Origin of the sequence: Peribacillus simplex, assembly GCF_030123325.1 — a bacterium.
Classification (GTDB): domain Bacteria; phylum Bacillota; class Bacilli; order Bacillales; family DSM-1321; genus Peribacillus; species Peribacillus simplex_D.
The window spans coordinates 4144270-4170245 of the sequence record NZ_CP126106.1 but is presented as its reverse complement, the minus strand read 5'-3'; the positions used below and the strand labels follow the sequence as shown (position 1 = coordinate 4170245).

22 protein-coding genes and 1 other annotated feature are annotated in these 25976 nt (G+C 43.8%); of the genes, 18 read left to right on the top strand and 4 right to left on the bottom strand.

Translation table 11 applies throughout. The features are described 5' to 3' along the window. Nucleotides 1-20: 20 nt before the first annotated feature. Both QNH43_RS19740 and QNH43_RS19735 read right to left on the bottom strand, forming a co-directional pair. Complete coding sequence (locus tag QNH43_RS19740) at nucleotides 21-737, bottom strand: (Fe-S)-binding protein (RefSeq protein ID WP_214790891.1); 717 nt, start codon at nucleotides 735-737, stop codon at nucleotides 21-23. 178 nt (nucleotides 738-915) lie between these two features. Continuing rightward, on the bottom strand, nucleotides 916-1647 hold the full coding sequence (locus QNH43_RS19735; protein ID WP_076364810.1) for a FadR/GntR family transcriptional regulator: 732 nt from the start codon (nucleotides 1645-1647) through the stop codon (nucleotides 916-918). Between the two features lie 255 nt (nucleotides 1648-1902). Here QNH43_RS19735 and QNH43_RS19730 point away from each other — a divergent pair, with 255 nt between their 5' ends. From QNH43_RS19730 to QNH43_RS19695, 8 genes are all read left to right on the top strand, one after another. After that, nucleotides 1903-3591, top strand: coding sequence for an L-lactate permease (locus QNH43_RS19730; RefSeq protein ID WP_283915353.1), 1689 nt, complete (start codon nucleotides 1903-1905; stop codon nucleotides 3589-3591). Between the two features lie 74 nt (nucleotides 3592-3665). Further along, nucleotides 3666-4778 carry a PucR family transcriptional regulator gene (locus QNH43_RS19725; RefSeq protein ID WP_283915352.1) on the top strand — a complete coding sequence of 371 codons (1113 nt, stop codon included), beginning with the start codon at nucleotides 3666-3668 and terminating at the stop codon, nucleotides 4776-4778. 117 nt (nucleotides 4779-4895) lie between these two features. Beyond that, nucleotides 4896-6308 carry a glycolate oxidase subunit GlcD gene (gene glcD, locus QNH43_RS19720; protein WP_283915351.1) on the top strand — a complete coding sequence of 471 codons (1413 nt, stop codon included), beginning with the start codon at nucleotides 4896-4898 and terminating at the stop codon, nucleotides 6306-6308. After that, nucleotides 6305-7630, top strand: a complete 1326-nt coding sequence (locus tag QNH43_RS19715; protein WP_283915350.1) for a (Fe-S)-binding protein — start codon at nucleotides 6305-6307, stop codon at nucleotides 7628-7630. Before glcD ends, QNH43_RS19715 begins: the two co-directional genes overlap by 4 nt. 235 nt (nucleotides 7631-7865) lie before the next feature. Further along, complete coding sequence (locus QNH43_RS19710; protein WP_283915349.1) at nucleotides 7866-8795, top strand: YsnF/AvaK domain-containing protein; 930 nt, start codon at nucleotides 7866-7868, stop codon at nucleotides 8793-8795. A gap of 153 nt (nucleotides 8796-8948) precedes the next feature. Then, the gene (locus tag QNH43_RS19705; RefSeq protein ID WP_283915348.1) at nucleotides 8949-9761 is read left to right on the top strand and encodes a YflT domain-containing protein; all 813 of its coding nucleotides are present in this window, start codon (nucleotides 8949-8951) and stop codon (nucleotides 9759-9761) included. 122 nt (nucleotides 9762-9883) lie between these two features. Next, nucleotides 9884-10243, top strand: a complete 360-nt coding sequence (locus tag QNH43_RS19700) for a hypothetical protein (protein ID WP_283915347.1) — start codon at nucleotides 9884-9886, stop codon at nucleotides 10241-10243. A gap of 27 nt (nucleotides 10244-10270) precedes the next feature. Next, nucleotides 10271-10654, top strand: a complete 384-nt coding sequence (locus QNH43_RS19695) for a general stress protein (RefSeq protein ID WP_076364826.1) — start codon at nucleotides 10271-10273, stop codon at nucleotides 10652-10654. A 16-nt stretch (nucleotides 10655-10670) separates the two neighbouring features. Here the strand turns inward: QNH43_RS19695 and sspI are convergent, their stop codons facing one another. After that, complete coding sequence (gene sspI / locus QNH43_RS19690; RefSeq protein WP_076364828.1) at nucleotides 10671-10880, bottom strand: small acid-soluble spore protein SspI; 210 nt, start codon at nucleotides 10878-10880, stop codon at nucleotides 10671-10673. 122 nt (nucleotides 10881-11002) lie between these two features. On the opposite strand from sspI, the gene QNH43_RS19685 reads away from it, so the two are divergent. The 3 genes from QNH43_RS19685 (at nucleotide 11003) to pheT (ending at nucleotide 15587) form a co-directional block, all read left to right on the top strand. Then, the gene (locus tag QNH43_RS19685) at nucleotides 11003-11761 is read left to right on the top strand and encodes a TrmH family RNA methyltransferase (protein WP_283915346.1); all 759 of its coding nucleotides are present in this window, start codon (nucleotides 11003-11005) and stop codon (nucleotides 11759-11761) included. A 44-nt stretch (nucleotides 11762-11805) separates the two neighbouring features. After that, nucleotides 11806-12045: a binding site (T-box leader), on the top strand. A 58-nt stretch (nucleotides 12046-12103) separates the two neighbouring features. Continuing rightward, on the top strand, nucleotides 12104-13144 hold the full coding sequence (pheS, locus tag QNH43_RS19680) for a phenylalanine--tRNA ligase subunit alpha (RefSeq protein ID WP_076364832.1): 1041 nt from the start codon (nucleotides 12104-12106) through the stop codon (nucleotides 13142-13144). Between the two features lie 28 nt (nucleotides 13145-13172). Then, on the top strand, nucleotides 13173-15587 hold the full coding sequence (gene pheT, locus QNH43_RS19675) for a phenylalanine--tRNA ligase subunit beta (RefSeq protein WP_283915345.1): 2415 nt from the start codon (nucleotides 13173-13175) through the stop codon (nucleotides 15585-15587). Between the two features lie 582 nt (nucleotides 15588-16169). Here pheT and rnhC read toward each other — a convergent pair. Then, a complete protein-coding gene (rnhC, locus tag QNH43_RS19670; protein WP_283915344.1) occupies nucleotides 16170-17129 on the bottom strand; it encodes a ribonuclease HIII in 960 nt (319 codons plus the stop codon). A gap of 170 nt (nucleotides 17130-17299) precedes the next feature. Here rnhC and zapA point away from each other — a divergent pair, with 170 nt between their 5' ends. The 7 genes from zapA (at nucleotide 17300) to QNH43_RS19635 (ending at nucleotide 25853) form a co-directional block, all read left to right on the top strand. After that, complete coding sequence (gene zapA / locus QNH43_RS19665) at nucleotides 17300-17560, top strand: cell division protein ZapA (protein WP_048678967.1); 261 nt, start codon at nucleotides 17300-17302, stop codon at nucleotides 17558-17560. Between the two features lie 4 nt (nucleotides 17561-17564). After that, on the top strand, nucleotides 17565-18110 hold the full coding sequence (locus tag QNH43_RS19660) for a CvpA family protein (protein ID WP_283915343.1): 546 nt from the start codon (nucleotides 17565-17567) through the stop codon (nucleotides 18108-18110). Between the two features lie 210 nt (nucleotides 18111-18320). Then, nucleotides 18321-20039: a DNA polymerase/3'-5' exonuclease PolX gene (polX, locus tag QNH43_RS19655; RefSeq protein WP_283915342.1), complete on the top strand. Its 1719-nt coding sequence runs from the start codon at nucleotides 18321-18323 to the stop codon at nucleotides 20037-20039. Between the two features lie 35 nt (nucleotides 20040-20074). Then, a complete protein-coding gene (locus QNH43_RS19650) occupies nucleotides 20075-22429 on the top strand; it encodes an endonuclease MutS2 (protein ID WP_283915341.1) in 2355 nt (784 codons plus the stop codon). A gap of 65 nt (nucleotides 22430-22494) precedes the next feature. Then, the gene (locus tag QNH43_RS19645; protein ID WP_076364844.1) at nucleotides 22495-22902 is read left to right on the top strand and encodes a DUF350 domain-containing protein; all 408 of its coding nucleotides are present in this window, start codon (nucleotides 22495-22497) and stop codon (nucleotides 22900-22902) included. A 467-nt stretch (nucleotides 22903-23369) separates the two neighbouring features. Beyond that, nucleotides 23370-25067 carry a long-chain-fatty-acid--CoA ligase gene (locus QNH43_RS19640; RefSeq protein WP_283915340.1) on the top strand — a complete coding sequence of 566 codons (1698 nt, stop codon included), beginning with the start codon at nucleotides 23370-23372 and terminating at the stop codon, nucleotides 25065-25067. 198 nt (nucleotides 25068-25265) lie between these two features. Next, on the top strand, nucleotides 25266-25853 hold the full coding sequence (locus QNH43_RS19635; protein WP_076364848.1) for a fatty acid metabolism transcriptional regulator FadR: 588 nt from the start codon (nucleotides 25266-25268) through the stop codon (nucleotides 25851-25853). The last annotated feature ends 123 nt before the right edge of the window (nucleotides 25854-25976 follow it).

Here is a 25976-nt window from a genome sequence, read left to right as displayed (position 1 = left end):
TTTTCCCCTCCTCGCTTTCTTTAAATACTATTCAGGACTTCCGCAATGTGAAGCACTTTCACCGGTTGCCCCTTCCTTTGGATCCGTCCGCCGATATTCATCAAACATCCGGCATCCCCGCCAATTAAAAAATCGGCACCGGTAGCTTCAATATTGCAGACTTTCTCCTCGACCATTTGCCCGGAAATGTCCCCCATCTTAACCGAAAAGGTCCCCCCGAACCCGCAGCAGTTTTGGGCATCCGGGAGTGGTGTCATTTCCAGTCCCCTGACATGGCTTAACAAAATGGCAGGTGCTTCCTTCACCTTAAGCAGCCGTGTCATATGGCATGAAGTATGATAAGTGGCCTTTCCCTTAAGGGTCGCCCCGACATCGGTCACTTTTAAGACATCCACGATGAATTGGGTCAATTCATATGTTTTGGCCGCTAATGATTCCGCCCTCTTTTCCCATTCGGCATCGCCTTTGAAAAGGACCGGATATTCTTTGAACATCGCTGCACAGGAACCGGAAGGGGTTACGATGTATTCAGCATCGGCGAACGTTTTGATCATCTTTTTCATGGCTTCCTTAGATTCCTTCGTATACCCGCTATTATATGCGGGCTGTCCGCAGCATATCTGGGACTCCGGGAAATCGATCTCACAGCCTAATCGCTCGAGTAGCTCCACTGTCGCTTTGCCGACGTTGGATTGAAACAAATCCACTAAACATGTTGCAAAGAGAGTGACTTTCATTTGAACTCCTCCTTTTTGAAGTAGGTTAACAGGTCATCTGATGACCGGAAAATGGAAAAAGGAAATGGTTAATAGAATATACCAATTTCCAAGATTTTTTAAATGAAGTAATCGTTTTCAAAATAATATATCAATTTAATCCTTTTTTGTATAGGTATTTTTGAAATTTAAAGGAAGGTCAACTGTGTTTTTGCTGATTTTTTTGGATGACCCGATCCAGTGCTTCCTCGACGCTTTGAAGGTGAAACAGCATGGCACTGCGGGCTCCGTCTTCATCCTGTGCCACGATTGCATCATGAATCCTGACATGCTGCTGGTATAGCTTCTTAAGTGACATCTCTTCGGAATAAAGCGCAATCCGACGGATATCCCGCATCTTTTCCGTCATTAATTCTGAAACGTGGTTCATCAATGTGATCAGCAGCTCATTTTGTGATGCGTTTGCCACTGCAACATGGAAGGCGATATCGGCTTTATCACTTAGTTCTTCATCATCTGACACCTTTTCCATATCAAAAAGCCTTTCCTTGAGTTCGATAAGGTTTTCTTCTGTTCTCTTCTTCGCTGCCACTTCTGCCGTACCGGACTCAAGTATTTTCCGGACTTCCAGTAAATGCTTGATATTGTCTTGATCCATCAAAAGGGCGGCAGATAAAGGGTGGTTCATGATGGTGGGGTCGAAGGTTTTGACGAATGTTCCTTCACCTTGTTTTATTTCAATAAGACCCATTGAACTCAATGCACTTAATGCTTCGCGGATGGCCGGGCGCCCGACTTGGAAATTTTCCGCAAGCTGCTGAATGGAATCCAATTGTTCACCTGGTTTCAGGCTGCCTGACCGAATCATTTCATAAAGTTCATCGCTGACTTCTTCATAAATTTTTTTCGGCTTTATTTTTTTATATACCAAGTAGTAGCACCTCTATTTTCTATGAGTTTCTCTGGTTAATATTATATAACACAAATGATCTTTGACACTTCCGGAAGGATAAAAAAATCAACAAAAAATAAAAAAAATCTTGATTTTATATTTTTAATCCTTTAATTTTAATGAGTACTCATCAAGTCATCTGATGACTTAGAATTTTCGAATATGTAAGGGGTTTCAATTAGCGGTTGATTTCTGAATTTTTTAAAAAATTTATAGAAAATGGAGTCGAAATGAATGACATGGACACAAAACTTTACGCCGATCACCGATAATTTAGTTTTATCATCTCTTGCCGCACTCATTCCAATTCTTTACTTTTTCTGGGCACTTACCATCAAACGTTTGAAAGGTTACATTGCAGGTATAACCACGTTGCTTGTAGCTCTTGCAGTGGCTGTATTGATATATGGAATGCCTGCAGGAAAAGCAGTGATGTCCGCTTCACAAGGAGCCGTATATGGGCTGCTCCCAATCGGATGGATAATCATCACTTCCGTATTTTTGTACAAAATGACTGTTAAAAGCGGACAATTCAATATCATTCGTTCTTCGGTGCTTTCGCTTACGGAAGACCGCCGCCTCCAGGCATTATTGGTGGCATTTTCTTTCGGGGCCTTTTTGGAAGGGGCCGCGGGATTTGGGGCACCGGTTGCCATTTCAGCCGCGCTTTTGGTCGGTCTTGGATTTAACCCGCTATATGCAGCCGGGATTTGTTTGATCGCGAATACCGCTCCGGTAGCATTCGGGGCGGTTGGAATACCGATCATCGCCATGGAAGGTCCCACTGGCATAGCCGCCATGGAGATTTCAAAAATGGTCGGCCGCCAATTGCCATTCCTTTCGGCTTTCATTCCGCTATATCTCATTTTAATAATGACTGGGTGGAAAAGGTCGCTTGAAGTTTTGCCGGCAATATTGGTTTCCGGATTTTCCTTTGCCATCACACAGTATTTAAGTTCAAATTTTCTTGGGCCGGAATTACCGGACATCCTTTCCGCGTTAGTGTCACTATTTGCATTGGCGATTTTCCTTAAATTCTGGAAACCTAAAACGATCTTTCGCTTTGCATCCGAGGAAACGGCAGCAGCTGTCGAACCTTTATATCCGGAAGAAGCGGAAACAAAATACACGAAATGGCAGATATTCCATGCTTGGTCACCATTCCTTCTGTTAACGCTTTTCATCACAATATGGGGGATGAACCCGATAAAGCCGGCGCTCTCCGGACATTATGAAGGCAACAATGTGTTGCTTGGCGGAATCAATGAACTCGGGAAACTATTAACCTTCCAAATCGAAGTCCCAGGTCTGCATAATGCGATAATCGGAAGCGATGGATTGCCGATTGCGGCCTTCTATAAAATAGAACTGCTCGGAGCGGCCGGGACTGCGATCTTACTGGCTGCCATCGTAACGAAGTTCATCGCACACATGACTGCAAAAGACGTTTTGGGCACCTTTGTTGAAGCGATGAAGGAGTTGGCAAAACCAATCTTGATGATTTCTGCCGTGGTGGCTTTTGCCTATGTAACGAATGCTTCAGGCATGTCGACAACATTAGGGATGACCCTTGCAAAATCTGGTGATTTATTTCCGTTCTTCGCACCGGTTCTCGGCTGGCTGGGTGTGTTCATTACCGGATCGGATACATCAGCCAACCTCTTATTTGGCAGTCTGCAAAAAGTGACCGCCCTTAAAGTGGGGATGGAGCCGGTCTTGGCACTTGGGGCGAACTCTTCCGGAGGGGTTACCGGAAAGATGATTTCCCCCCAATCGATAGCGATTGCATGTGCTGCCGTTGGATTGGCGGGCAGGGAATCGGAATTATTGAGATTCACACTCAAACATAGTTTATTTTTATTGCTGCTTGTTTGTGTAATTACCTTCTTGCAAAATGGCGTCCTTTCCTGGATGATTCCATAAGTAGAAATGAGGCTCCCTTTTCAAAGGGGAGCCTCGAAATATTTTCAAGTCCATTCAAAAAAGGAGGACATATCATGCAATTGACAGCTGTTGCAGGAAAATTGGTTCATGAGGTTCGGAAACTGATTGATGAGGAAATCATCATTATTGATCATGCTGGCACGATTATCGCCAGCACCGATAACAGCCGTATTGGATCTTATCATGAAGGAGCTATCCACGCTTTCAACAATCGTGAGAAATTGATCATCAATAAACAGGATGAACGAAGTTGGAAAGGAGTGAAGGCAGGTATAAATCTACCTATTTTCTTCAACCGGGAAGCAGTTTGTGTCATTGGAATTACGGGCGACCCCAAACATGTTTCCCCCTATGCGGAACTTTTAAAAAAGATGACGGAGATGTTCATTCAGGAAAGCTATCATATCGAACAAGCAGAATCCCAATCACGTCTGATGGAATTCTTTGTATTTGAATGGCACCAGCTGCAGACGTTCAATGAGCTTTTCCTTCAGAAGGCCAAGTTGCTTGGGGTCGATGTTCATGCAGACCGGATCATCACCCTTGGTGAATTTAAGACTGAGGAAATCATTGAGCCTCATGTGTGGAGAGCGCTTCAGATATACATAAGACAGCAGCATCCCGATGACATCGCAGTCCGATGGGGGAGGAACCAATTCGTCATTCTTTCTATAGCCGATTTCATCGGGTCAAAAATCCAGCAATTAAAGAAATTAAGTAATCTGCAAAAAAAGCTGGAAGAGAGTTCAGGTTATAAAGTGTGTGCAGGAGTTAGTTCGCGTGCATCGGGATCTGCGTTCAGGTCAGCGTTTTTTAAAGCGGAACGTTCTTTGAAAATCGCGTTTCCTTCATCGGGGATCATATTTGACGAGGACTTGAAGCTTGAGGTCCTGCTTGATGAAGTTACCGCTGAAACAAGGCAGGAATATTTATCCCGGACGATTCAGGAGCTGCTTCCTAATGAGGAGCTGCTTAAAACCCTTTCCATGTATTTTGCATGTGATCTATCTTTAAAGGAGACCGCTAGAGCCCTGCATATCCATATCAATACCCTCCATTACAGGCTGAAGCGAATAGAAGATTTGACCCGGCTGAATCCTAGGAAGCTAGCCGATTTAGTCACTATGTATCTAGCATTAAATGTATTGGATAAACATACAAATTAATTCTATGGAAAGCTCTGAATTCTATATGTTCATACATAGATGGTTGAGTTTTTTTTTCTTATACTTACATCATATAAAAAATCTCGAATTTCCTATGTTTATATGAGGAGGATGTACATGTTAACAAAGCAGGTTAAGCAGCTACTTCTTACCATCGTCGGTCAGGAGAATTACGATGACTCGAAAGTGGAATGTCTAGTCTACTCATATGATGCAACGCCAGGGTTTCAAGCGATGCCGGATGCTGTCATTAAACCGGGCTGCACAGCTGAAGTCGCAGCCATCGTCAAAGTATGCAACGAATACAATGTTCCGATCGTTCCACGCGGGTCTGGGACGAATTTAAGCGGAGGCACTTGCCCGACTGAGGGGGGGCTTGTCCTTTTATTCAATCGAATGAATTCATTACTTGAAATAGATGAGGAGAACTTAACGGCGACCGTACAGCCTGGGCTTATCACATTGGACCTGATTTCAGCAGTAGAAGAAAAGGGATTGTTTTATCCGCCGGATCCCAGTTCGATGAAAATCTCCACTATTGGCGGAAACATCAATGAGAACTCTGGTGGACTGCGAGGTTTAAAGTATGGAGTAACCCGTGATTATGTAATTGGCCTTGAAGTGGTCCTTCCGAATGGGGACATCATTCGAACAGGGGGCAAGCTTGCCAAAGATGTAGCCGGATATGATTTAACAAAACTTTTTGTCGGTTCAGAAGGGACCTTGGGCATCGTTACCGAAGCGATCTTAAAGTTGATCCCAATGCCGGAAACGACAAAGACGATGCTTGCCTTATATCAAGATCTGGATGCGGCAGCCCAGTCAGTGGCCAAGATCATTTCTAATAAAATCATTCCAGTTACATTGGAGTTTCTGGATCGGCCGACGTTGATCGTGGTTGAGGACTTCGCGAAAATCGGTTTGCCCACCAATGTGGAAGCCGTCCTGCTGATTGAACAGGATGGTCCGCCTGAAGTGGTGGAACGTGATATGAAAAGGATGGCCGATATCTGTCTAGAGGAAAAGGCGGTTTCCGTGGAAATTGCCGAAACGGAATCTGACGCTGCTGCCTTGAAAACCGCAAGACGGACAGCCCTCTCTGCACTGGCACGCCTCAAGCCGACGACCATTTTGGAAGATGCCACCGTTCCACGCTCGGAAATTGCCAAAATGGTTAAAGCGATTAATGAGATCGCTGTCAAGCATAACGTGGACATTTGCACTTTCGGCCATGCTGGGGATGGGAACCTGCATCCAACGTGCATTACCGACGCTCGTGATCATGAGGAAATGGAGAGAGTGGAGCTCGCTTTTGCCGACATTTTTGCCGCGGCTATCGACCTTGGCGGGACGATTACCGGTGAACATGGTGTAGGGGCGATGAAGGCCCCTTATCTTGAATGGAAGCTGAAAAAAGAAGGGATTGATGCCATGAGAGCGATTAAACAAGCTTTCGATCCCAATAACATCATGAATCCCGGCAAGGTATTTGCCAAGGAAACCAGGAAAAGGGTGGTGGTTTCATCATGACGACAGTTCAGGAAAGGGAAGCCATTGCCATGCAATTCGCTGACAGGATGAATGAAGATGAATTGTTGAATTGTATGCGCTGCGGCTTTTGCTTACCCCACTGCCCGACATACATGGAATCGGGGCTGAAGGAATCCCATTCACCAAGGGGCCGGATTGCACTTATGAAAGCGGTGGCGGATGGTGTGATTGAGCCCGATGAGGATGTAGAACGTTCATTGAGTCTTTGCCTCGGCTGCAGGGCATGTGAACCGGTGTGTCCTTCAGGTGTGAAATATGGACATCTTCTTGAAGAAGCAAGAGATATCATCCATCAGAATAAAAACCACAGTTACCCTGTAAAAACGATCCGCAAGGCCGTTTTTAGTGGATTATTCCCGCACCAGGAGCGAATGCAGGCCATGACGAGTTTACTTGGCTTCTATCAGAGATCAGGTCTGCAATACATGGCCCGAAAAACGGGAGTCCTCAACATGCTTCCAAATAATTTGGCAACCATGGAAAAGGTACTGCCGAAAGTCCCGAAAAAATCGGAAATGAAAAATAGGCCAACCGGGCTGCCTGCAATCGGAACGCCGCTTAAAAAGGTGGCTTTCTTTTCCGGCTGCTTGATGGATACGATGTTTTTGGAAACGAACAAGGCCACACTAAAGCTTCTTCAACTGGCAGGATGTGAAATCGTGATTCCGAAATCCCAGGCATGTTGCGGGGCGCTTCATGGGCACAGTGGCGAAAAAGCAGGTGCAAAGCAACTGGCCAAGCGTAATATAGAAGCTTTTGAAGCGGAGGAAGTTGATTATATCATTACGAATGCCGGCGGTTGTGGAGCTTTTCTCATAGATTATGACCATTTGCTCCAAGGCGAACCGGAATGGCATGACCGTGCAATCGCATTTAAAAATAAGTTGAAAGATATAAGTCAGATTCTTGTTGATTTGCGTTTTCAGGAAAAAGTTCGTTTGAAACTGCCGGCTCAATCCGTAACTTTTCAGGATTCCTGTCACTTACGGAATGTGATGAACACCTCCTTTGCTCCGCGAATTCTCCTTCAATCGATAGAAGGGATCGATTTCAGGGAAATGAAGGATGCCGATCGATGCTGCGGATCCGCTGGGATATATAATATTGTTGAATCAGGGATGTCCATGAATATTCTCGACTCCAAAATGGAACACACGAAATCGACACAGGCCGATATTGTTGTCACGGCAAACCCTGGCTGTCTGTTGCAAATGCAATTGGGGATCGAGAGGGAAAACTTGGGGGAATGTACGAAAGCGGTGCATATAGCGGACCTGCTAATAAAGGCTGTGGCATTATAATAGAAGAAAAGAAAAAATGAAATAGCATTATTTGGTTAAACATTACATTTTTATAAATGGGGAAACCCTTGAAAAGTCTGGATTTGAATTGAAAAGGCGTTCTGTGCTGAGAACAATTTGTAAATGATATAACAAAAATGAAATATTGATTCCTCGTTTAATTAGGTTCATAGCGGGTAGAGTTTATACATAGCATCCACTAAACGAAACAACAAAACCTAAGGAGGAATGTAAAATGAATAAAACAGTATATGGAGTATATGAATCAAATGCAGAAGTGATCCAGGCAATAAATGCACTTAAGGCAAAGGGGTTTGAAGGGGACGATATCACGGTCGTCGCAGACAAGGAAGAAACATTGGATTTCACGAATACCCAACGTGAAACGGATGTTCATACAATGACGAATGTTCCTAATGACGAATCTTTTATGGACAAGGTGGCACGTTTCTTCATGCCGGATGATACGGCAGACCTTTCAACAAGATTGGCGAATGCAGGCCTTTCGAACAGTGAAGCGGCTGAACATGTCTTTGATGTAGAAAATGGAAAAGTCCTGGTTCTGGTAGAAGAAGGTGAAGGCCATCTTGGTACGGCAAGAGATAAATTCACGACCGGGAATATGGATGCTGCCGCTACACGGCTTGATACAAATTCCACTAACCATCTATATAATGGCACTGAAAAAACCGATGCATTAAATAAGGAAGATGTTTATGGAGTCAACGGACAAGGCCGTGAATTGCCAGAAGATGAAAGGACGCTTAAACTTCGTGAAGAACAGTTGAACATTGACAAAGAAAGAGTTCAGACAGGAGAAGTCGTCATTAACAAAGAAGTCAATGAACAGCATAAAACGATTAATGTCCCTGTTGAACACGAAGAAGTGACAGTCGAGCATAGATCAGTTTCCGGACGTGAATCGGATCTGGAGGCTGGAAGCATTGAAGATGGGGAAACATTACGGATCCCCGTAGTTGAAGAAAAATTGGAAGTTTCAAAAAAACCGGTCGTCACAGACGAAATTGTCATCAAGAAGCATGCTGTACAAGAAACGGAACAAGTTCAGGATACTCTTAAAAAGGAAGATATCCACCTTGATAGTACAGATGAATCGATCGTAAATGAGAAAAAGGCAGCTGAACGTAGAACTGACCGCTTCTAAGGGTGAAGGAAATAGCCTGCAGTTATTAAAACTGCAGGCTTCTTTTGGGTTTTAAAGACTCTAGGAAAGGCAAACCATTTTGTTTAATTGGCGCCCATCAGGGTATAAATACACATAAGAAGAAATATCGGAATAAGAGGAGGAGGAAGATGGATGGGCAAAACATTATATGGTGTTTTTAATACGGAAAGAGAAATAATCCAGGCTATTCAATCCCTCAAAGAAAAGGGGGTCCATGAAGGGGAAATAACGGTAATGGCTGATAAGAAAGAAGATTTGGATTTCGTCAATCAAAAGCGTGATCCGGATGTCGACGTCGTTACTAACTCTAACGAGGATTCCTTCATTGATAAGATGAAACACTTTTTCCTGAATGAGGGTTCTGAAGATATAAGGAACCAACTAGGTGAGTTAGGGCTTGCCGATAGTGAAGCCACCGCTTATATAAATGAAGTGGAGGCTGGAAAATTCCTGATTCTTTTAGATGAATCGGAAACCGTATCAACACGGGAGAGCTTACCTGCCAATCGCAGCGAGGATCCGGACGATCCAGTAGAGAATCCGCTTAAAACAGGGGTGGTGAACAATCCGGATCCGAACCTTTTTCCTGAAACAACAGCAAATGCCTATCAAACAGGGGAAGTGGAAGCACAGCCAGGAAGAAGCGAAGAACTTCATGGGAATTCTGTGAACATCTTTGAAAATGAAGAGCTGGATACAAAGCGAACTGAAGAAAGGGAAATCTGGGGGAACTCCACAGAAAAATTCAAGAAGAAAAAACCAGGGGACCATGAAGGAACACTTGCAAGCGACCCTCATGCAGACCCGTTTTCTGCCGATACTGACAAAGCCCGGGATACTCAAGGCTCACTGGATCGGAGTGTGAGCCCGAATGCCAGCGGACAGCAAGAGGAAGGCTTGCAGGATGAATACATCAAAAATCGAATCAATACCGACAATCTGTAATACGCAAAATCATAGCCTGCACAAGGCTGTTCAGACTGCAGACAAACTAGATGAAAATCGAGTTTGTCTGCAGTTTCTTTATGCTTGTGAAATTTGGACGTTGCTTTCCGCGGGGTCTCCTTTTGATGGAAATCATAAGAAGGATATATTTTCCAACCCTTTTTATCTGCAAACCGAACCTGGCTGTTATTTTAAAAGGCTCTTTTCGTAAAGAGTGTTGTTTTTTAAAACTAAACTATTTAAGCTTGATTGGAGCGCAAGTGCGAGACTCCTGCGGGAGGCTCACCGCCCGCCCCGCGGAAAGCGAGCATCTGGAGGGGAAATCAACCACACCGCTTTACTTGGTAAATAGCAACAAAGTATGCGAAAACAGCCTATTAAAAAAACCTTTAGGCAAAGGGTTAGCCAGGAATTCTCAATGGACTATTTGCTTGTTTATTGTTAAAGCTGCAAGGTATAATGACAAAGGTATTTTATTTTAAGTAGAGTAACAAGGAGGGGGGAGAAACATGGAAAAAAACGTATATGGTGTTTTTGACTCTATTCCGGAACTACTTGCTGCAATTCAAGACTTAAAAGCTAAAGGCGTATCTGGCACCCAAATGACAGTAGCAGCTAATATAAAAAATGATGTGCAGCTTGGAAATGAACATACGGATATCCTGATCATCGCCAATCAGGATAAGGAGGACACTCTTTTTCTAAGAATCTTCCACTACTTCACAGATGAAGGATCTGGAGATTTACGCAGCTTTTTCACGAAATACGGCTACTCTTATGATGAGACAAAAGCGATGCTTGAAGAAGTGAGTGCAAAAAAATTCATCTTGCTGCTTGAGGAAGAAGTCTCCATCGAAGAACTGAAGGCTTGCGAAGCGAAATCAAAAAAATAACAGCCTCTGAAGGCTGTTATTTTTTTAATCCTGATTCTAGGGCAGTGATCATTTCCTGTTTTTCCTGCTCAGATGAATTTTGCCAGATGACCTCGAATAATACTCCCAATCCAGGAAGCATTTTTTCCTCGCCATTTTGTATGGCATCGACAATCGTGTCTTCCAGCTGCTCTTGCGAATTTCCAGATACATTCTGGATGATCGCATTACGTAAGTTTAAATTCATAATTATTCCTCCTCTAACACATAATGACTCACATTAATAGCATTTCACAAACTCGCATGCAATATGTATGTGAATTGCGTTATAATAGGAAAATCAGTGTGAAGTTAAAGGAGCGTTTACCCTTGAAATATATCGAATCCGTAAAAAACCCGCAAGTTAAGCAATGGAAAAAACTTTTGACGAAAAAAGAACGAGATAAAACCGGTAAATATTTAGTCGAGGGTTTTCACCTAGTTGAAGAAGCCTTAAAAGAAGAAATCGTCTTGGAAGTGATCATCAATGAAGAAACTGAAATGCCTGCCCATTTTAAGGTGGAAGGCACAGAGCTCATTTATGTGAAACATGATATTATGAAGGCGATTTGTGATACCGAAGCCCCGCAGGGAATTGCTGCGGTTTGCGAACAGAAATCAACGAGCATGGCGTCCATCAATCCGGATAAACTATTGTTGATCGATGCCGTACAAGATCCGGGGAATATTGGAACGATGATCAGGACAGCGGATGCAGCTGGAATCGATGCGGTCATACTCGGTGAAGGGTGTGCTGACTTGTATAATCCCAAAGTGGTCCGTTCGACGCAAGGGAGCCTCTTTCATATGCCAGTCATTAAAGGGAACCTTTTCGAAATCATCGATGAGCTGAAGGAAAGCGGCACACCGGTATATGGCACGGCATTAGAAGGCGCATCGCCATTTGAAGAAGTGGAAAAGTCTTCCCGGTTTGCCCTGCTGGTCGGTAATGAAGGCCAAGGAGTATCGAAGGAATTACTGGATAAAACGACTAAAAACCTTTATATTCCCATCTACGGAAAAAGCGAATCATTGAATGTAGGGATCGCTGCCGGGATATTAATGTACTATTTACGAAAATCGATTTGAAACGGCGGAAGAATTATAATATAATAAAACAGAATTTTATAATGAAAACAACGATGACAAAGAGTAGTAGCTTAAGTTAACCATATCCAGGGAAAAGATGCCTTGACTGAAAGCATTTTTATGGCACTGCTTAAGGGAATTCACCTTTCGAGTTGGCATTGGGAAGACAGGATGTCCGAAAAATGTTCCGGTGAAGAGCCGTTATTTTTAATGAAGTGAGTGCTGAAGTTTTTTTTCGTGCACTAATAAGGGTGGTACCGCGATACATAAACCTCGTCCCTTTAGGGATTGGGGTTTTTTTGTGTTCATTTTTACAAAAGGAAAATAAAGGAGGAAGACATGATGCAGGAACGTTTACTAGAACTGCAGGAAGAAGCGTTGCAAAAAGTTGCCGCCGCTTCCGAATTAAAAGAACTGAATGAAGTCCGAGTTGCTTATTTAGGAAAAAAAGGGCCAATCACTGAGGTATTGCGCGGCATGGGCAAATTATCTGCCGAAGAACGCCCGAAAATCGGGGCACTGGCCAATGATGTACGGGAAGCGATAGCAACAAAGATCGAGGAAAAACAAAAAGCACTTGAAACTGCGGCAGTCAATGCAAAGCTAGCAACTGAAACGATTGACGTCACACTTCCTGGACGTCCGGTTAACAAGGGGAATCTACACCCATTAACACGTGTCGTGGAAGAAATCGAAGACTTATTCATCGGTATGGGTTATACCGTTGCGGAAGGTCCTGAAGTTGAAAGCGACTACTACAACTTCGAGGCGCTTAACTTGCCAAAAAGCCATCCGGCACGTGATATGCAGGATTCCTTTTATATAACGGATGAAATCCTGATGCGTACGCACACCTCACCTGTTCAAGCCAGAACGATGGAAAAACATAAAGGTCAAGGTCCTGTTAAAATCATTTGCCCAGGAAAAGTATATCGCCGTGATAACGATGATGCGACACACTCCCATCAATTCCAGCAAATTGAGGGCTTGGTCATCGATGAGAACATCAGCATGAGCGACTTGAAAGGAACGCTGGACGTATTTGCGAAAAAAGTTTTCGGGCAAGACCGTGAAATCCGTCTTCGTCCAAGTTTCTTCCCATTTACGGAGCCTTCCGTCGAAGTGGACATTTCTTGTAAAATCTGTGGTGGTAATGGCTGCAGCGTATGTAAACAAACAGGCTGGATCGAAGTGCTTGGCGGCGGGATCGTTCATCCGAACGTCCTTGAAATGGCTGGCTTCGATTCCAAGAAATACTCTGGATTCGCATTTGGAATCGGCGTGGAACGGATTGCCATGTTGAAGTACGGTGTGGATGATATCCGTCATTTCTATACGAATGATGTTCGATTCTTAAAACAATTCAACCATCACGAAGCATAAATTTTTATTTTAAAAAGGAGGACCTACCATGTTTGTGTCATATAAATGGTTACAAGATTATGTTGACCTTTCAGGCATCAATGCGACGGAGCTAGCTGACAAAATCACGAAAAGCGGCATTGAGGTTGAAGGGGTGGAAAAGAAAAGTGAAGGGCTAAAAGGGGTCGTCATCGGGCATGTCATTGAACGTGAACAGCATCCAAATGCGGATAAATTGAATAAATGCCAAGTCGATATCGGGGCCGAAAATCCCGTTCAGATCATCTGTGGAGCACCGAATGTCGATAAAGGCCAAAAAGTCGCAGTCGCTACTGTTGGCGCAGTCCTTCCAGGTAATTTCAAAATCAAGAAGGCGAAACTTCGCGGAGAGGAATCGCACGGAATGATTTGCTCGCTTCAGGAATTGGGCTTCGAATCCAAGCTCGTTTCAAAGGATTATGCTACAGGTATCTTCGTCTTCCCTAATGATGTGGAAGTAGGGAAAGATGCATTGGAGGAACTTGGTTTAAGTGATGAAGTGCTTGAACTTGGGCTGACCCCAAACCGTTCCGACGCATTGAGCATGCTTGGTGTTGCATACGAAGTGGGAGCCATTCTAGGCCGGGAAGTGAAATGGCCGGTTGTCGAGAAAGAAGAGGCAGCTGAAAAAGCAACTGATTATATCAGTGTCAAAGTTGAAGCGAAAGAGGATAACCCGATATACATTGCTAAAATCATCAAGGATGTTAAGATTGGACCTTCACCGCTTTGGATGCAGACTAGGTTGATGTCTGCAGGTATCCGACCTCATAATAATGTGGTGGATATCACGAACTACATTTTACTTGAATACGGCCAACCGCTCCATGCCTTTGATTATGACCGCTTTGGTTCAAAGGAAATCGTCATCCGCAGAGCGAAGGATGCTGAAAAAATCGTAACATTGGATGAAGCGGAACGCACTTTGACACCTGACCATTTAGTGATCACAAATGGCAGCGAGCCTGTAGCGATAGCTGGTGTGATGGGCGGAGCGGATTCCGAAGTGAAAAATGATACGACGAACATCATTATTGAAAGTGCATATTTTGCAGGTACAGTAGTTCGTAAAGCTTCAAAGGACCATGGATTACGCAGTGAAGCTAGTGCCCGCTTTGAAAAAGGTGTCGACCCGGCCCGTGTACGTGAAGCTGGAGAACGTGCTGCACAATTGATTGCACAATATGCAGGCGGAACAGTCCTACAAGGAGCAGCAGAAGTTGACGAATTGACAATGGAACCTGCGGTCATTAGCATCACTCTTGAAAAAATCAACACACTTCTTGGAACAAGCATGACTGTATCAGTTGTGGAATCGATCTTCAAACGTCTGCAATTTAGCGTTGAACTTGACAATGAAACATTCACAATCACAGTCCCGACGCGCCGTGGTGATATTACGATTGAAGCTGATTTAGTCGAAGAGGCTGCACGTTTATATGGATACGATAACATTCCCGCTACACTGCCAATTGGTTCTGCTACCCCAGGCCAATTGACTGACTATCAAATTAAACGGCGGAAAGCACGCCGTACACTTGAAGGCGCAGGCCTTTATCAAGCGGTGACCTATTCACTGACAAGCCAGGAAAAAGCGTCCCAATTCGCATTGGAAGCAAGAGAATCCATTCGATTAGCTATGCCAATGAGTGAAGAAAGAAGCCAGCTGCGTTTAAGCATCGTGCCTCAATTGCTGGAAGTCGTGAAATATAACAACGCCCGCCAAATTGATTCACTGGCACTGTATGAAATCGGTTCGGTATTCTTTAAGCGTGACGAACAAGAACTTCCTGAAGAAAAAGAACATATTGCTGGAGCAATCACCGGCCTATGGGAGTCACATCTATGGCAAGGTGAAAAGAAACCAGTCGATTTCTTTGTAGCCAAGGGCGTGATCGAAGCATTGTTCGACACACTTGGATTAGCTGATCAAATCAGTTATCGCCAAGCGGAAATCAACGACATGCATCCAGGACGGACAGCGGAAGTACTATTGAATGGTAAAGTAATTGGCTTTATCGGCCAAGTGCACCCAACTGTCCAGAAAGACTTGGATATTAAAGAAACATACATTTTCGAACTCTCCTTAAAAGCATTGGCCGAAGCCGAAGTCGCGCCGATTGCTTACCAAACCATTCCGCGCTATCCATCAACCACACGCGATATCGCGCTAGTTGTGGATCAAGCTACGAAAGCCGGGGACATTCAGGATATTATTGAAGAAGCCGGTGGCAAACTGCTGAAAGAAGTAAGCATCTTCGACTTATACGAAGGTGAAAGAATGGAGGAAGGCAAGAAATCCATCGCCTACTCACTGAAATACTTCGACCCGGAACGAACTCTAACGGACGAGGACATTACAAAAGCACATGATAAAGTTCTTGAAGCCGTTAAAGAAAAAGCTGGCGCAGAACTAAGAGGATAAAACCAAAAAGACAGCTCCCTGAATCATGAGGAGCTGTCTTTTTTGGATTTTACGAGTAAACGGCGTAAACTCACAAGTAAAACGTAAATTTACGAGTAAATGGCGTAAACTCACGAGTAAATGGCTTAATCTCACGAGTAAACGGTGTAAACTCACGAGTAAACGGCGTGAACTCACGAGAAAAACGTAAATTTACGAGTAAATGGCTTAATCTCACGAGTAAACGGTGTAAACTCACGAGTAAATGGAGCAAACTCACGAGTAAACGGCGTAAACTCACGAGTAAAACGTAAATTTACGAGTAAATGACGTGAACTTACGAGTAAAACGTAAATTTACGAGTAAATAACGTAAACTCACGAGTAAAACGTAAATTTACGAGTAAATGACGTGAACTTACGAGTAAACGGCGTAAACTGACGAGTAAAAGGCGTAAACTGACGAGTAAAAGGCGTAAACTGACGAGTAAACGGTAAACTCATGATAAAACGTAAATTTACGAGTAAAAGGCGTAAACTGACGAGTAAATCGCACAAACTCACGAGAAAAAGGCGGCTGTTCCGGAAGGTCAGCCGCTTTCTTCTATTTATGATATTTCTGTTGATATAGTCGCTTCGCTTTTTCTGTGTTGGCGAAGTGGGTTTTCGTGAATTCGTGTAATGAATCGATTCCTTTTTCATGAATTAATCTTGCGGCTGCTTCATCGACTGCAAATCCTGCACCTTTAGGGATTTTGAATCCGGCTTTTTCACTCAGCAAGTCAAAGCGTTTGACGAATGCATATCGGGCCAGGATGGATGCGGCTGCTACGCCAAGATGAATGCCTTCCGCTTTTGTGCATAGATAGGTGGCATTAGCCTGGAATAGTTCTTGGCCTTTGAGGTAATTGAAAAATACCTCTGGTTGAGCGAATTGATCAATAAGAACCGCTTCCGCTTGTTCCGGCTGGATTTTTTGCATCAGATGCTTGATTGCTTGGTTATGGAGGAGTGCCTTCATTTTTCCTTGTGACATTCCCTTTGCCTGCAGTGCATTATATTTCGGGTTGTCGCATGTAAGCAGGCTGAATGGCACGACATCCTTAATCTGTTTGGCAATTTCGATGATCTGTGGATCTTTCAGATTTTTGGAATCTTGGACACCAAGCTCCTTCAATAGTGAGAGTTGCTCCTTTTTTGCATATACGGCTACGACGGTGATCGGGCCGAAATAGTCTCCTGTTCCGACCTCATCGGAGCCGATCACTGACATCGTTCCGATATTTGCAGGCGGCGAATATCGATGGGCCTTGACTGATGCAGAGGATGCCGTTTTTTTCTTTGGAGCGGCAGCAGTGGAACCTTTTTGCCATTTTACCGCTTCTAGTTCGGCATTCTTACCTTGAAAAAGGACCTTCCCGGATTTATAGGCCGTCACCGTACATAGCGGCGGTTTTGCGGAAAAGATGCTCCCCGGCGGCAGCTTGGAGGCCAAGGATGAAGAGTAATGGGACTTCATCTCCTTTATTTGTTCAGGACTGATAAGTAAAACAACATGGGACATAATGGGTTAGCTCCTAACTTCATTTTGTTTATAGGTAATCATCTTCCTAAATCCGCTTTCGTTTGACAAATTATTGAAATTTTTATGCGAGAAATGACGATGTACTCTCTTTCGTGACGAAAAACTTCATGATATGATAGAATTAGGATTGTTAGATTGGGGGCATCATTTTGTCAGACGATAAACGAAATAAAACAACAGTTGATATATACGGACAACCATATACAATCGTCGGCACAGAAAGCGCTAGTCATATGCGCCTGGTCGCTTCGATGGTTGACGAAAAAATGAGAGAGATCAGGATGAAAAATCCATACTTGGATACAAGCAAGCTAGCGGTGTTAACGGCCGTGAATACCATCCACGAATATATTAAATTAAAAGATGAACTAGACCAGCTTCAACTGGAATTAAAGAGAGAGAAGGACTGAGTACATGCTTGATTTAGCAATTCTGGCCATTCTTTTAATCGGTTTATTAATCGGTTTAAAGCGTGGCTTCATTTTACAAGCGGTTCATATGACAGGGTTCATTGTAGCCTTCATCGTCGCTTATGTATTTTACGGAGATCTTGCTCCCAATTTGAAATTGTGGATTCCGTTCCCAACGATGGGTGATTCCTCGACCCTTAATATGTTTTTCGATACAGTCGGGCTTGATACCGCGTATTACAATGCAATTGCCTTTGCAATCATTTTCTTTGCTGCCAAGATCCTTTGGCAAATGATAGGATCCATGCTCAATTTCATTACCCATCTACCGATATTAAAGCAGCTGAATCGCTGGGGTGGAGGGATATTGGGTTTTCTAGAAGTCTATCTTATCATGTTTATTATATTATATATAGCTGCCATGCTGCCAATGGATTCCATCCAGAAACCATTAACTGGCTCATTTATGGCAGAATCGATCGTGAAGCATACACCGTTCCTTTCCGAGCAAGTGAAGGAACTGTGGTTTCATGGTGTAAAACAATCTTAATGTCAGTATAAGAGGGCCTGCCTCCCTTTCTCAAAGTCCTGGATTCCTATACTTTGAACGGGGGAGGCCCCTTTTTATGTGGCAGGATGTAACTCCCCCCTATTTGATTCGAAAGTTAAGAACCTGACTGCTTGTACTTTACCTCCAAGAAAGGTATCTTTAAGAAAGTGAACAATGGACACCCTACTAATTTTTTTGGCGGTGAATTAAATGACAATTAATAAAAAAGATATCATTAAACTATTAGAAAAGATTGCAATATATATGGAACTAAAAGGAGAGAACCCGTTCAAGGTTTCAGCTTTCCGAAAGGCAGCGGGTGCCTTGGAAACGGATGAACGGAGCCTTTCGGCCATCGAGGACTTTACCGCTTTAAATGGAATTGGGAAAGGAACGGCATCCGTCATCGAAGAGTATATAAATGAGGGGAAATCGACCGTACTTGAAGAGCTGCAGGAGCAGGTGCCAAAAGGATTGATTCCGCTTCTGCAGCTTCAAGGCCTGGGCGGGAAGAAAATTGCCAAGCTTCATAAAGAGCTGCATGTCAATGATGTGAATGATCTTAAAATCGCCTGTGAAGAAGGCAGGGTCGCGGCGCTTGCCGGTTTCGGCAAAAAGACGGAAGAGAAGATCCTGTCTGCAATTGCCGAGGCGGGTTCAAGGCCCGATCGGCTGCCCCTTGCCTTCATGAGGCCGATTGCGGCTGATATAGAAACGGCACTTGCTAACATGGAATACATCATCCGTTCTTCCAGGGCCGGCAGCATCCGGCGTATGAGGGAAACCATCAAGGACCTCGACTTCATCATCTCGACAGATCATCCCGAAGAAGTTAAGGATCAACTGCTTGCATTAGCGGGGATTAAGCAGGTTATTGCGGCCGGTGATACTAAAGTATCGGTCGTGCTTGATTACGAATATGATATTTCTGTCGATTTCCGGATCGTGAAGGATCAGGAATTCATCACGACACTCCATCATTTTACAGGTTCGAAGGATCACAATGTGCGGATGCGCCAGCTTGCTAAAGACCGCGGCGAGAAAATCAGCGAATATGGGGTGGAAGTGGCTGAAACCGGTGAGGTATTGACGTTTGAAACGGAAGAACAATTTTATAATCATTTTGGTCTTCCTTTCATTCCGCCAGAACTGCGTGAAGACGGAACGGAAGTGGAGCATTATGATGCTAATGAACCTCTCATATCTTTAGAGGCCATCAAAGGTGACCTGCATATGCATACCACATGGAGTGATGGGGCCCATACGATTGAAGAAATGATTGAAGCATGCCGTGCAAAAGGGTATCGGTATATGGCCATCACCGATCATTCGCAATATCTGAAAGTGGCGAACGGCTTGACCGTGGAACGTTTACGTGAACAAAAACGTATCATCCATGAACTAAATGAAAAATACGCTGACTTTACCGTTCTTTCAGGGATTGAAATGGATATACTTCCTGATGGGACCCTTGATTATGAAGATGAGCTGCTTGCAGAGATGGATTTGGTGATCGCATCGATTCACTCAAGCTTTTCACAGCCTAGGGAAACGATAATGGAGCGCTTAAAAACGGCCCTGAATAATCCGCATGTCGATATCATTGCCCATCCAACGGGAAGGATCATCGGCAGACGGGACGGATATGATGTTGATATAGAGATGCTGATCGAACTGGCCCGTGAAACGAATACTGCCTTGGAATTGAATGCGAACCCGAACCGATTGGATTTGGCACCTCCCCATCTGCGCAAGGCACAGGAAGCAGGCGTTCCGATCGTAATCAATACGGATGCCCACAGCATCGACATGCTTGAACATATGCCTGTTGGGGTCTCATCAGCCAAAAAAGGCTGGATCAGGGAATCAACGGTTCTTAATGCAAGGGATACGGATGGATTATTGGCGTTTTTAAAGAGAAATGATTAACTATTTGCCCATAAATAAGGAGGAGCTTTAACTCCATGCATAATAAAGCTTTAAAGACATTGGAATTTCATAAAATAAAAGAACAATTAATTTCACACGCATCCTCATCCATAGGAAAAGAGAAGGCAGAGCAATTGATGCCTTCCACGGATTTTGAAGAGGTGTCGAGATGGCAGGAAGAAACGGATGAGTCAGCCAAAATCGTCCGGTTGAAAGGTAACTTGCCATTGGGCGGGATTTTTGATATCCGTCCGCATGCAAAAAGGGCACAGATTGGCGGAATGCTCTCACCGATGGAATTGATGGAACTTGCGAGTACGATTCGTGCCGGCAGGATCCTCAGCCGTTTCTTTGAAGAACTTGCAGAGCAGGAGATTGATGTTCCGCTTTTGGCCGAATATATCGATTCCCTTCATCCATTGATAGATTTGCAGCAGGAAATTACGTTTGCTGTAAGCGAACATGGCGAAGTGATGGATTCTGCCAGCGACAAGCTTCGTGCCCTAAGAAACCAAATTCGGACGAACGAAAGCCGTGTCAGGGAAAAACTAGAAAGCATGATCCGTTCTTCCAATGCATCAACAATGTTATCCGATGCCATCATCACCATCCGGAATGACCGATTCGTCATCCCGGTAAAACAGGAATACCGGAGTGTGTATGGCGGGATCATCCATGATCAATCCTCATCAGGGCAGACGTTGTTCATTGAACCGCAAGCAATCGTTCAGCTGAATAATGTCCTGCAGGAAACCCGAGTGAAGGAAACGCAGGAAATAGAACGGATATTGGTCGAACTATCGGAAAAAGTCGGTGCGTACACTCCTGAATTGCTTCATAATGTCAAAGTGCTTGCACAAATCGATTTCCTTGTCGCCAAGGCAAAGTATGCAAAAGCGATAAAAGGATCCAAGCCGATTCTGAATGATGAGGGACGCGTGAAATTATTCAAAGCGAAACACCCGCTCATTCCGAGTGATGTTGTCGTGGCCAATGATATTTTTCTTGGTGATGAATTTACGACAATCGTCATCACCGGTCCGAATACAGGTGGTAAGACGGTTACCCTGAAAACGATTGGCCTCTGTACGTTAATGGCCCAGTCCGGTCTGCAAATCCCGGCGCTGGATGGATCCGAAACGGCTGTGTTTTCCTCCGTTTATGCCGATATTGGCGATGAACAGTCGATTGAACAAAGCTTAAGTACATTCTCTTCACATATGGTCAATATTGTCGATATCCTTAAGCATGTCGATTATGACAGCCTGGTTTTATTCGATGAGCTTGGAGCGGGAACTGACCCACAGGAAGGTGCTGCTTTGGCCATTTCCATTTTGGATGAAGTGTATAAGCGCGGAGCACGTGTGATCGCAACGACACATTATCCGGAATTAAAAGCGTATGGATATGATCGGGAAGGTGTCATTAATGCAAGCGTCGAATTTAATGTGGAAACCTTGAGTCCCACCTATAAACTTTTAATCGGTGTACCAGGTAGGAGTAATGCGTTTGAAATTTCCAAACGCCTTGGTTTGGAAGAAAGCGTGATAAGCAGCGCCCGCAGCCATATTGGTGAGGATACGAACAAAGTTGAGAATATGATAGCGTCCCTTGAAGACAGCCGCAAAAAGGCCGAAGAAGAAGAACAGGAAGCCAAGAATCACCTGGAACAGGCGGAAATTCTTCATAAAGACCTTCAAAGGCAAATTGATGAATACCATGAAGAACGGGATGCGATGGTTGAAAAGGCAGCAAAAGAGGCAGCGGCAATCGTTGAAAATGCACAAAAGGAAGCGGCAGCGATTATTGCCGACTTACGTAAACTGCGACTTGAAAAGCATGCCGATGTTAAAGAGCATGAGCTGATCGATGCCAAAAAGCGGCTTGAAGAAGCAGCGCCAAAAGTGAAAAAAACATCAAATAAAGCTGCAAGCCCGCTGGATAAAAGCTTGAAACCTGGAGATGAAGTAAAGGTCGTAAGCTTCGGTCAAAAAGGTCACTTGATCGAGAAGGTCTCAAATAATGAATGGCAGGTTCAGATCGGCATCATGAAAATGAAGGTGAAGGAGTCTGACCTGGAATTCATCAAGGCCACAAAAGTAAAAGAAACAAAGCCCCTCACCACGATCAAAGGCCGCGATTATCACGTTAGCGTCGAACTTGACCTCCGTGGGGAACGCTTTGAAAATGCAATATCAAGAGTGGAAAAGTACATTGATGATGCTCTTTTGGCCGGTTATTCGAGTGTCTCCATCATTCATGGTAAAGGAACGGGTGCTCTCCGGGCCGGGGTCCAGGAATACTTGAAAAATCACCGCTCTGTCAAAAGGATACGCTTCGGCGAAGCCGGTGAAGGCGGAACAGGTGTTACGGTGGTGGAATTTAAATAAAGGAAAGCGGTCACTCCGGTCATTCAGCCAAGCCGGGTGGCTAGTTACCATTCGGGAGTTGGACCATGGTGAACATGTGGGAAAATGAATATGTATATATAGCTGCTCGTTACAGTGTCGTCATTCTGTGCATGATTGTTTTTTTAGCCATTTTTGAACTTGTCACAAAGTACAAGAACTGGGAGGAAATCAAACAAGGAAACCTTTCTGTCGCGTTGGCAACAGGTGGTAAAATATTTGGGATCGCCTATGTATTCCAACAGTCCATTCTCCATCAGAATTCGCTTCTTACCATGATTGGCTGGGGCGTATACGGATTTGTCCTGCTATTGATCGGTTATTTCATTTTTGAATTTATGACTCCTGGATTTAAAATAGATGAAGAGATACAAAACGATAATCGGGCAGTTGGATTCCTATCGATGATCATATCAATCGCATTATCTTTTGTCATCGGCGCAGGGATTTCCTAATGCCCTTCATGAGAGGGAGTAAGCTGTGGAGAAACTTGCAAAAGTCTTAATTGTTTGTTGCGGAATCTTTTTTCTGTTTGGAATCATTTATATGACATTCTTCAACTGAAGCGGCCATTGTGCCGCTTCTTTTATTTGAGTTCCATTAAAAAGAGTTGGTGTGGCATATATATCAAATAGACTTTTCAAAAGAGGAGGAGTATGGATCAGTCCAAATTGATACAAAAGATTGAAGAATTATCGTTGCATGCTTTACTGGCCATGCAAATCCATGACGGATGGATATTCGAAATGGACAACCTTTTTTTGTTCCCCTGTTTAAGTGTTGCATCCAATATTCCCTGGGGTCGGTATAGGACATATATCTCATCATAGGGTCTTTATACTTTGAAATCCGGCAATTGTAAGAAAATCCCGATTGTATTATAATGAAAAGAGTATTGAGAATATTCAGAAGGAGGGGGCAAATGAGCAATAAGCCATGGCAAGCTATTTATCCGGAACAGATACCCGCTGTTTTGTCTTACGAAGATAAACCTCTTTATTCTTTTTTAAAGGAATCAGCCGAAGAATTCCCCGATAAAGTATCGATTCATTTCCAGGGAAAAGAATTAACTTTCCGGGAAGTGCATGAATCTGCTTTAAAATTTGCTGCCTATTTAAAAAGTATCGGTCTTCAAAAAGGTGAACGCGTTGCCGTCATGCTTCCTAACTGCCCTCAGGGTGTCATAAGCTTTTTTGGGATATTGATGGCCGGCGGAGTCGTGGTTCAAACGAATCCAACCTATACTGAACGTGAATTGGAATATCAAATGAAGGATTCCGGAGCGAAAATAATTTTGGCGATGGATATTTTATTTCCCCGTGTTGCTGCAGTGGCATCAAGAACGGATATAGAACATATAATTGTAACCGCTATCAAGGAATATTTACCTTTTCCGAAAAATTTTATCTATCCTTTTATTCAAAAAAAGCAATATGGTATTGTCATCAATGTGGAGCATGAAGGGAATCATCATTTATTTTCCGAAATCATGAAACGAAAGATGACTGAAGAAGTCACTGTGCAGATCGATGTGGATAATGACCTTGCCCTTTTGCAATATACTGGTGGGACTACAGGCTTTCCAAAAGGGGTCATGCTTACCCATAAGAACTTGCTTGCGAATACGAAAATGTGTAATGCTTGGCTTTATAAAAATAAGCGCGGTGAGGAAAGGATCCTTGCGATTCTGCCTTTCTTCCATGTGTACGGTATGACTACAGTCTTGGTTCTTTCCGTCATGGAAGGGAACACCATGATCATCATGCCAAAGTTCGATGTCGAAGCGACGCTTAAAACCATCCAAAAACAGAAACCGACCATGTTTCCAGGAGCGCCAACGATGTATATCGGCCTCTTGAACCATCCGGATATCGCTAAATATGACCTTTCTTCCATCAATGCCTGTATTAGCGGTTCTGCATCATTGCCCGTAGAGGTTCAAGAGCAGTTTGAGAAAATTACTGGCGGGAAGCTTGTTGAAGGCTATGGACTTTCTGAAACATCACCGGTGACCCATGCTAATTTCATCTGGGATCAGCCGCGTGTAAAAGGAAGCATCGGGCTGCCGTGGCCAGATACTGACTCGGTGATTCTGTCCCTGGAAACCTTTGAAGAGCTTCCCCCGAATGAAATAGGCGAAATTGCGATAAAGGGACCACAGGTAATGCAAGGATATTGGAACCGTCCGGATGAAACGGAAAACACCTTTAAAAATGGCTGGCTGCTTACAGGAGATCTGGGTTACATGGATGAGCAGGGGTTCTTTTATGTGGTCGAGAGGAAAAAGGATACAATCATTGCAGGCGGGTTCAATATATATCCACGAGAGGTGGAGGAAGTGCTATACGAGCATGAGGCCATACAGGAAGTGGTTGTGGCAGGTATCCCTGACCCCTATCGCGGTGAGACAGTCAAGGCCTATGTCGTACTGAAAAAAAATGCCAGGGCCACTGAAGAAGAATTGAATGAATTTGCCAGAAAGAACCTGGCTTCCTATAAGGTGCCGCGCAGCTATGAATTCAGGGATGAACTTCCTAAAACGACGATTGGAAAGATCCTGAGAAGAGTCCTTATCGAGGAGGAAAAGAAAAAAATATCCGAGGAAAGAAAAGAAGCGTAAACAAGCCCCCTTTTAACGGAGCAGCGGAAGAGAGCTCCGTGTTTTGCAGAACGGCTGGACAAGCTATGGATGGGGGCTGTACAATGAACATAAGTGGAATGTCAGGACTCTTGAAGTTTTTGCTTGACAGTAAAAGGTCGTCATTTTATGATAGAAATATGAATGATGATTCATTCATTTTCTGAAAGGGGACATCCAGTGAAAAGCAACAGACCAAAGTATAATCAAATTATTGAAGCGGCCGTTATCGTCATTGCCCAAAACGGGTACTATCAAGCCCAAGTATCCAAAATCGCCAAGCAGGCAGGCGTAGCGGATGGCACCATATATCTATATTTTAAAAATAAAGAAGATATCTTAATATCATTATTCCATGAAAAGATGGGCTCTTTTGTGGAACAGATCGAAGAAGAAATAAAAGGAAAGACCACTGCTTCGGATAAACTGCATGTGCTCATCCAAAAACATTTTAAAAACCTTTCAGAAGACGTGAATTTAGCAATTGTCACTCAGTTGGAATTAAGACAGTCGAATAAAGAATTGCGCCTTAGAATTAATGATGTGTTAAGAGGGTATTTAAATTTAATCGATCAGATCATTATTGAAGGAAAAGAGAACGGCGAATTCCTGCCTGATCTAAATAATTTACTTGCCAGGCAGATGATTTTTGGAACGATTGACGAAACAGTGACGACTTGGGTCATGAATGAGCAAAAGTACTCTCTTCCTGACCTTGCACCAGACGTTCACCGCCTGCTAATTGGTGGCTGTGGCCAGAAAAGTTAACGATTTAAATAGAGGATGGCCAGCCATCCTCGAAAGAATCGATTAATCCTGCTTCCGGTTTCATTAGGGAAGTGATACATATTGAATTTTCAAAAGAGTTTGACTAGGATGCCTGGAGGGATT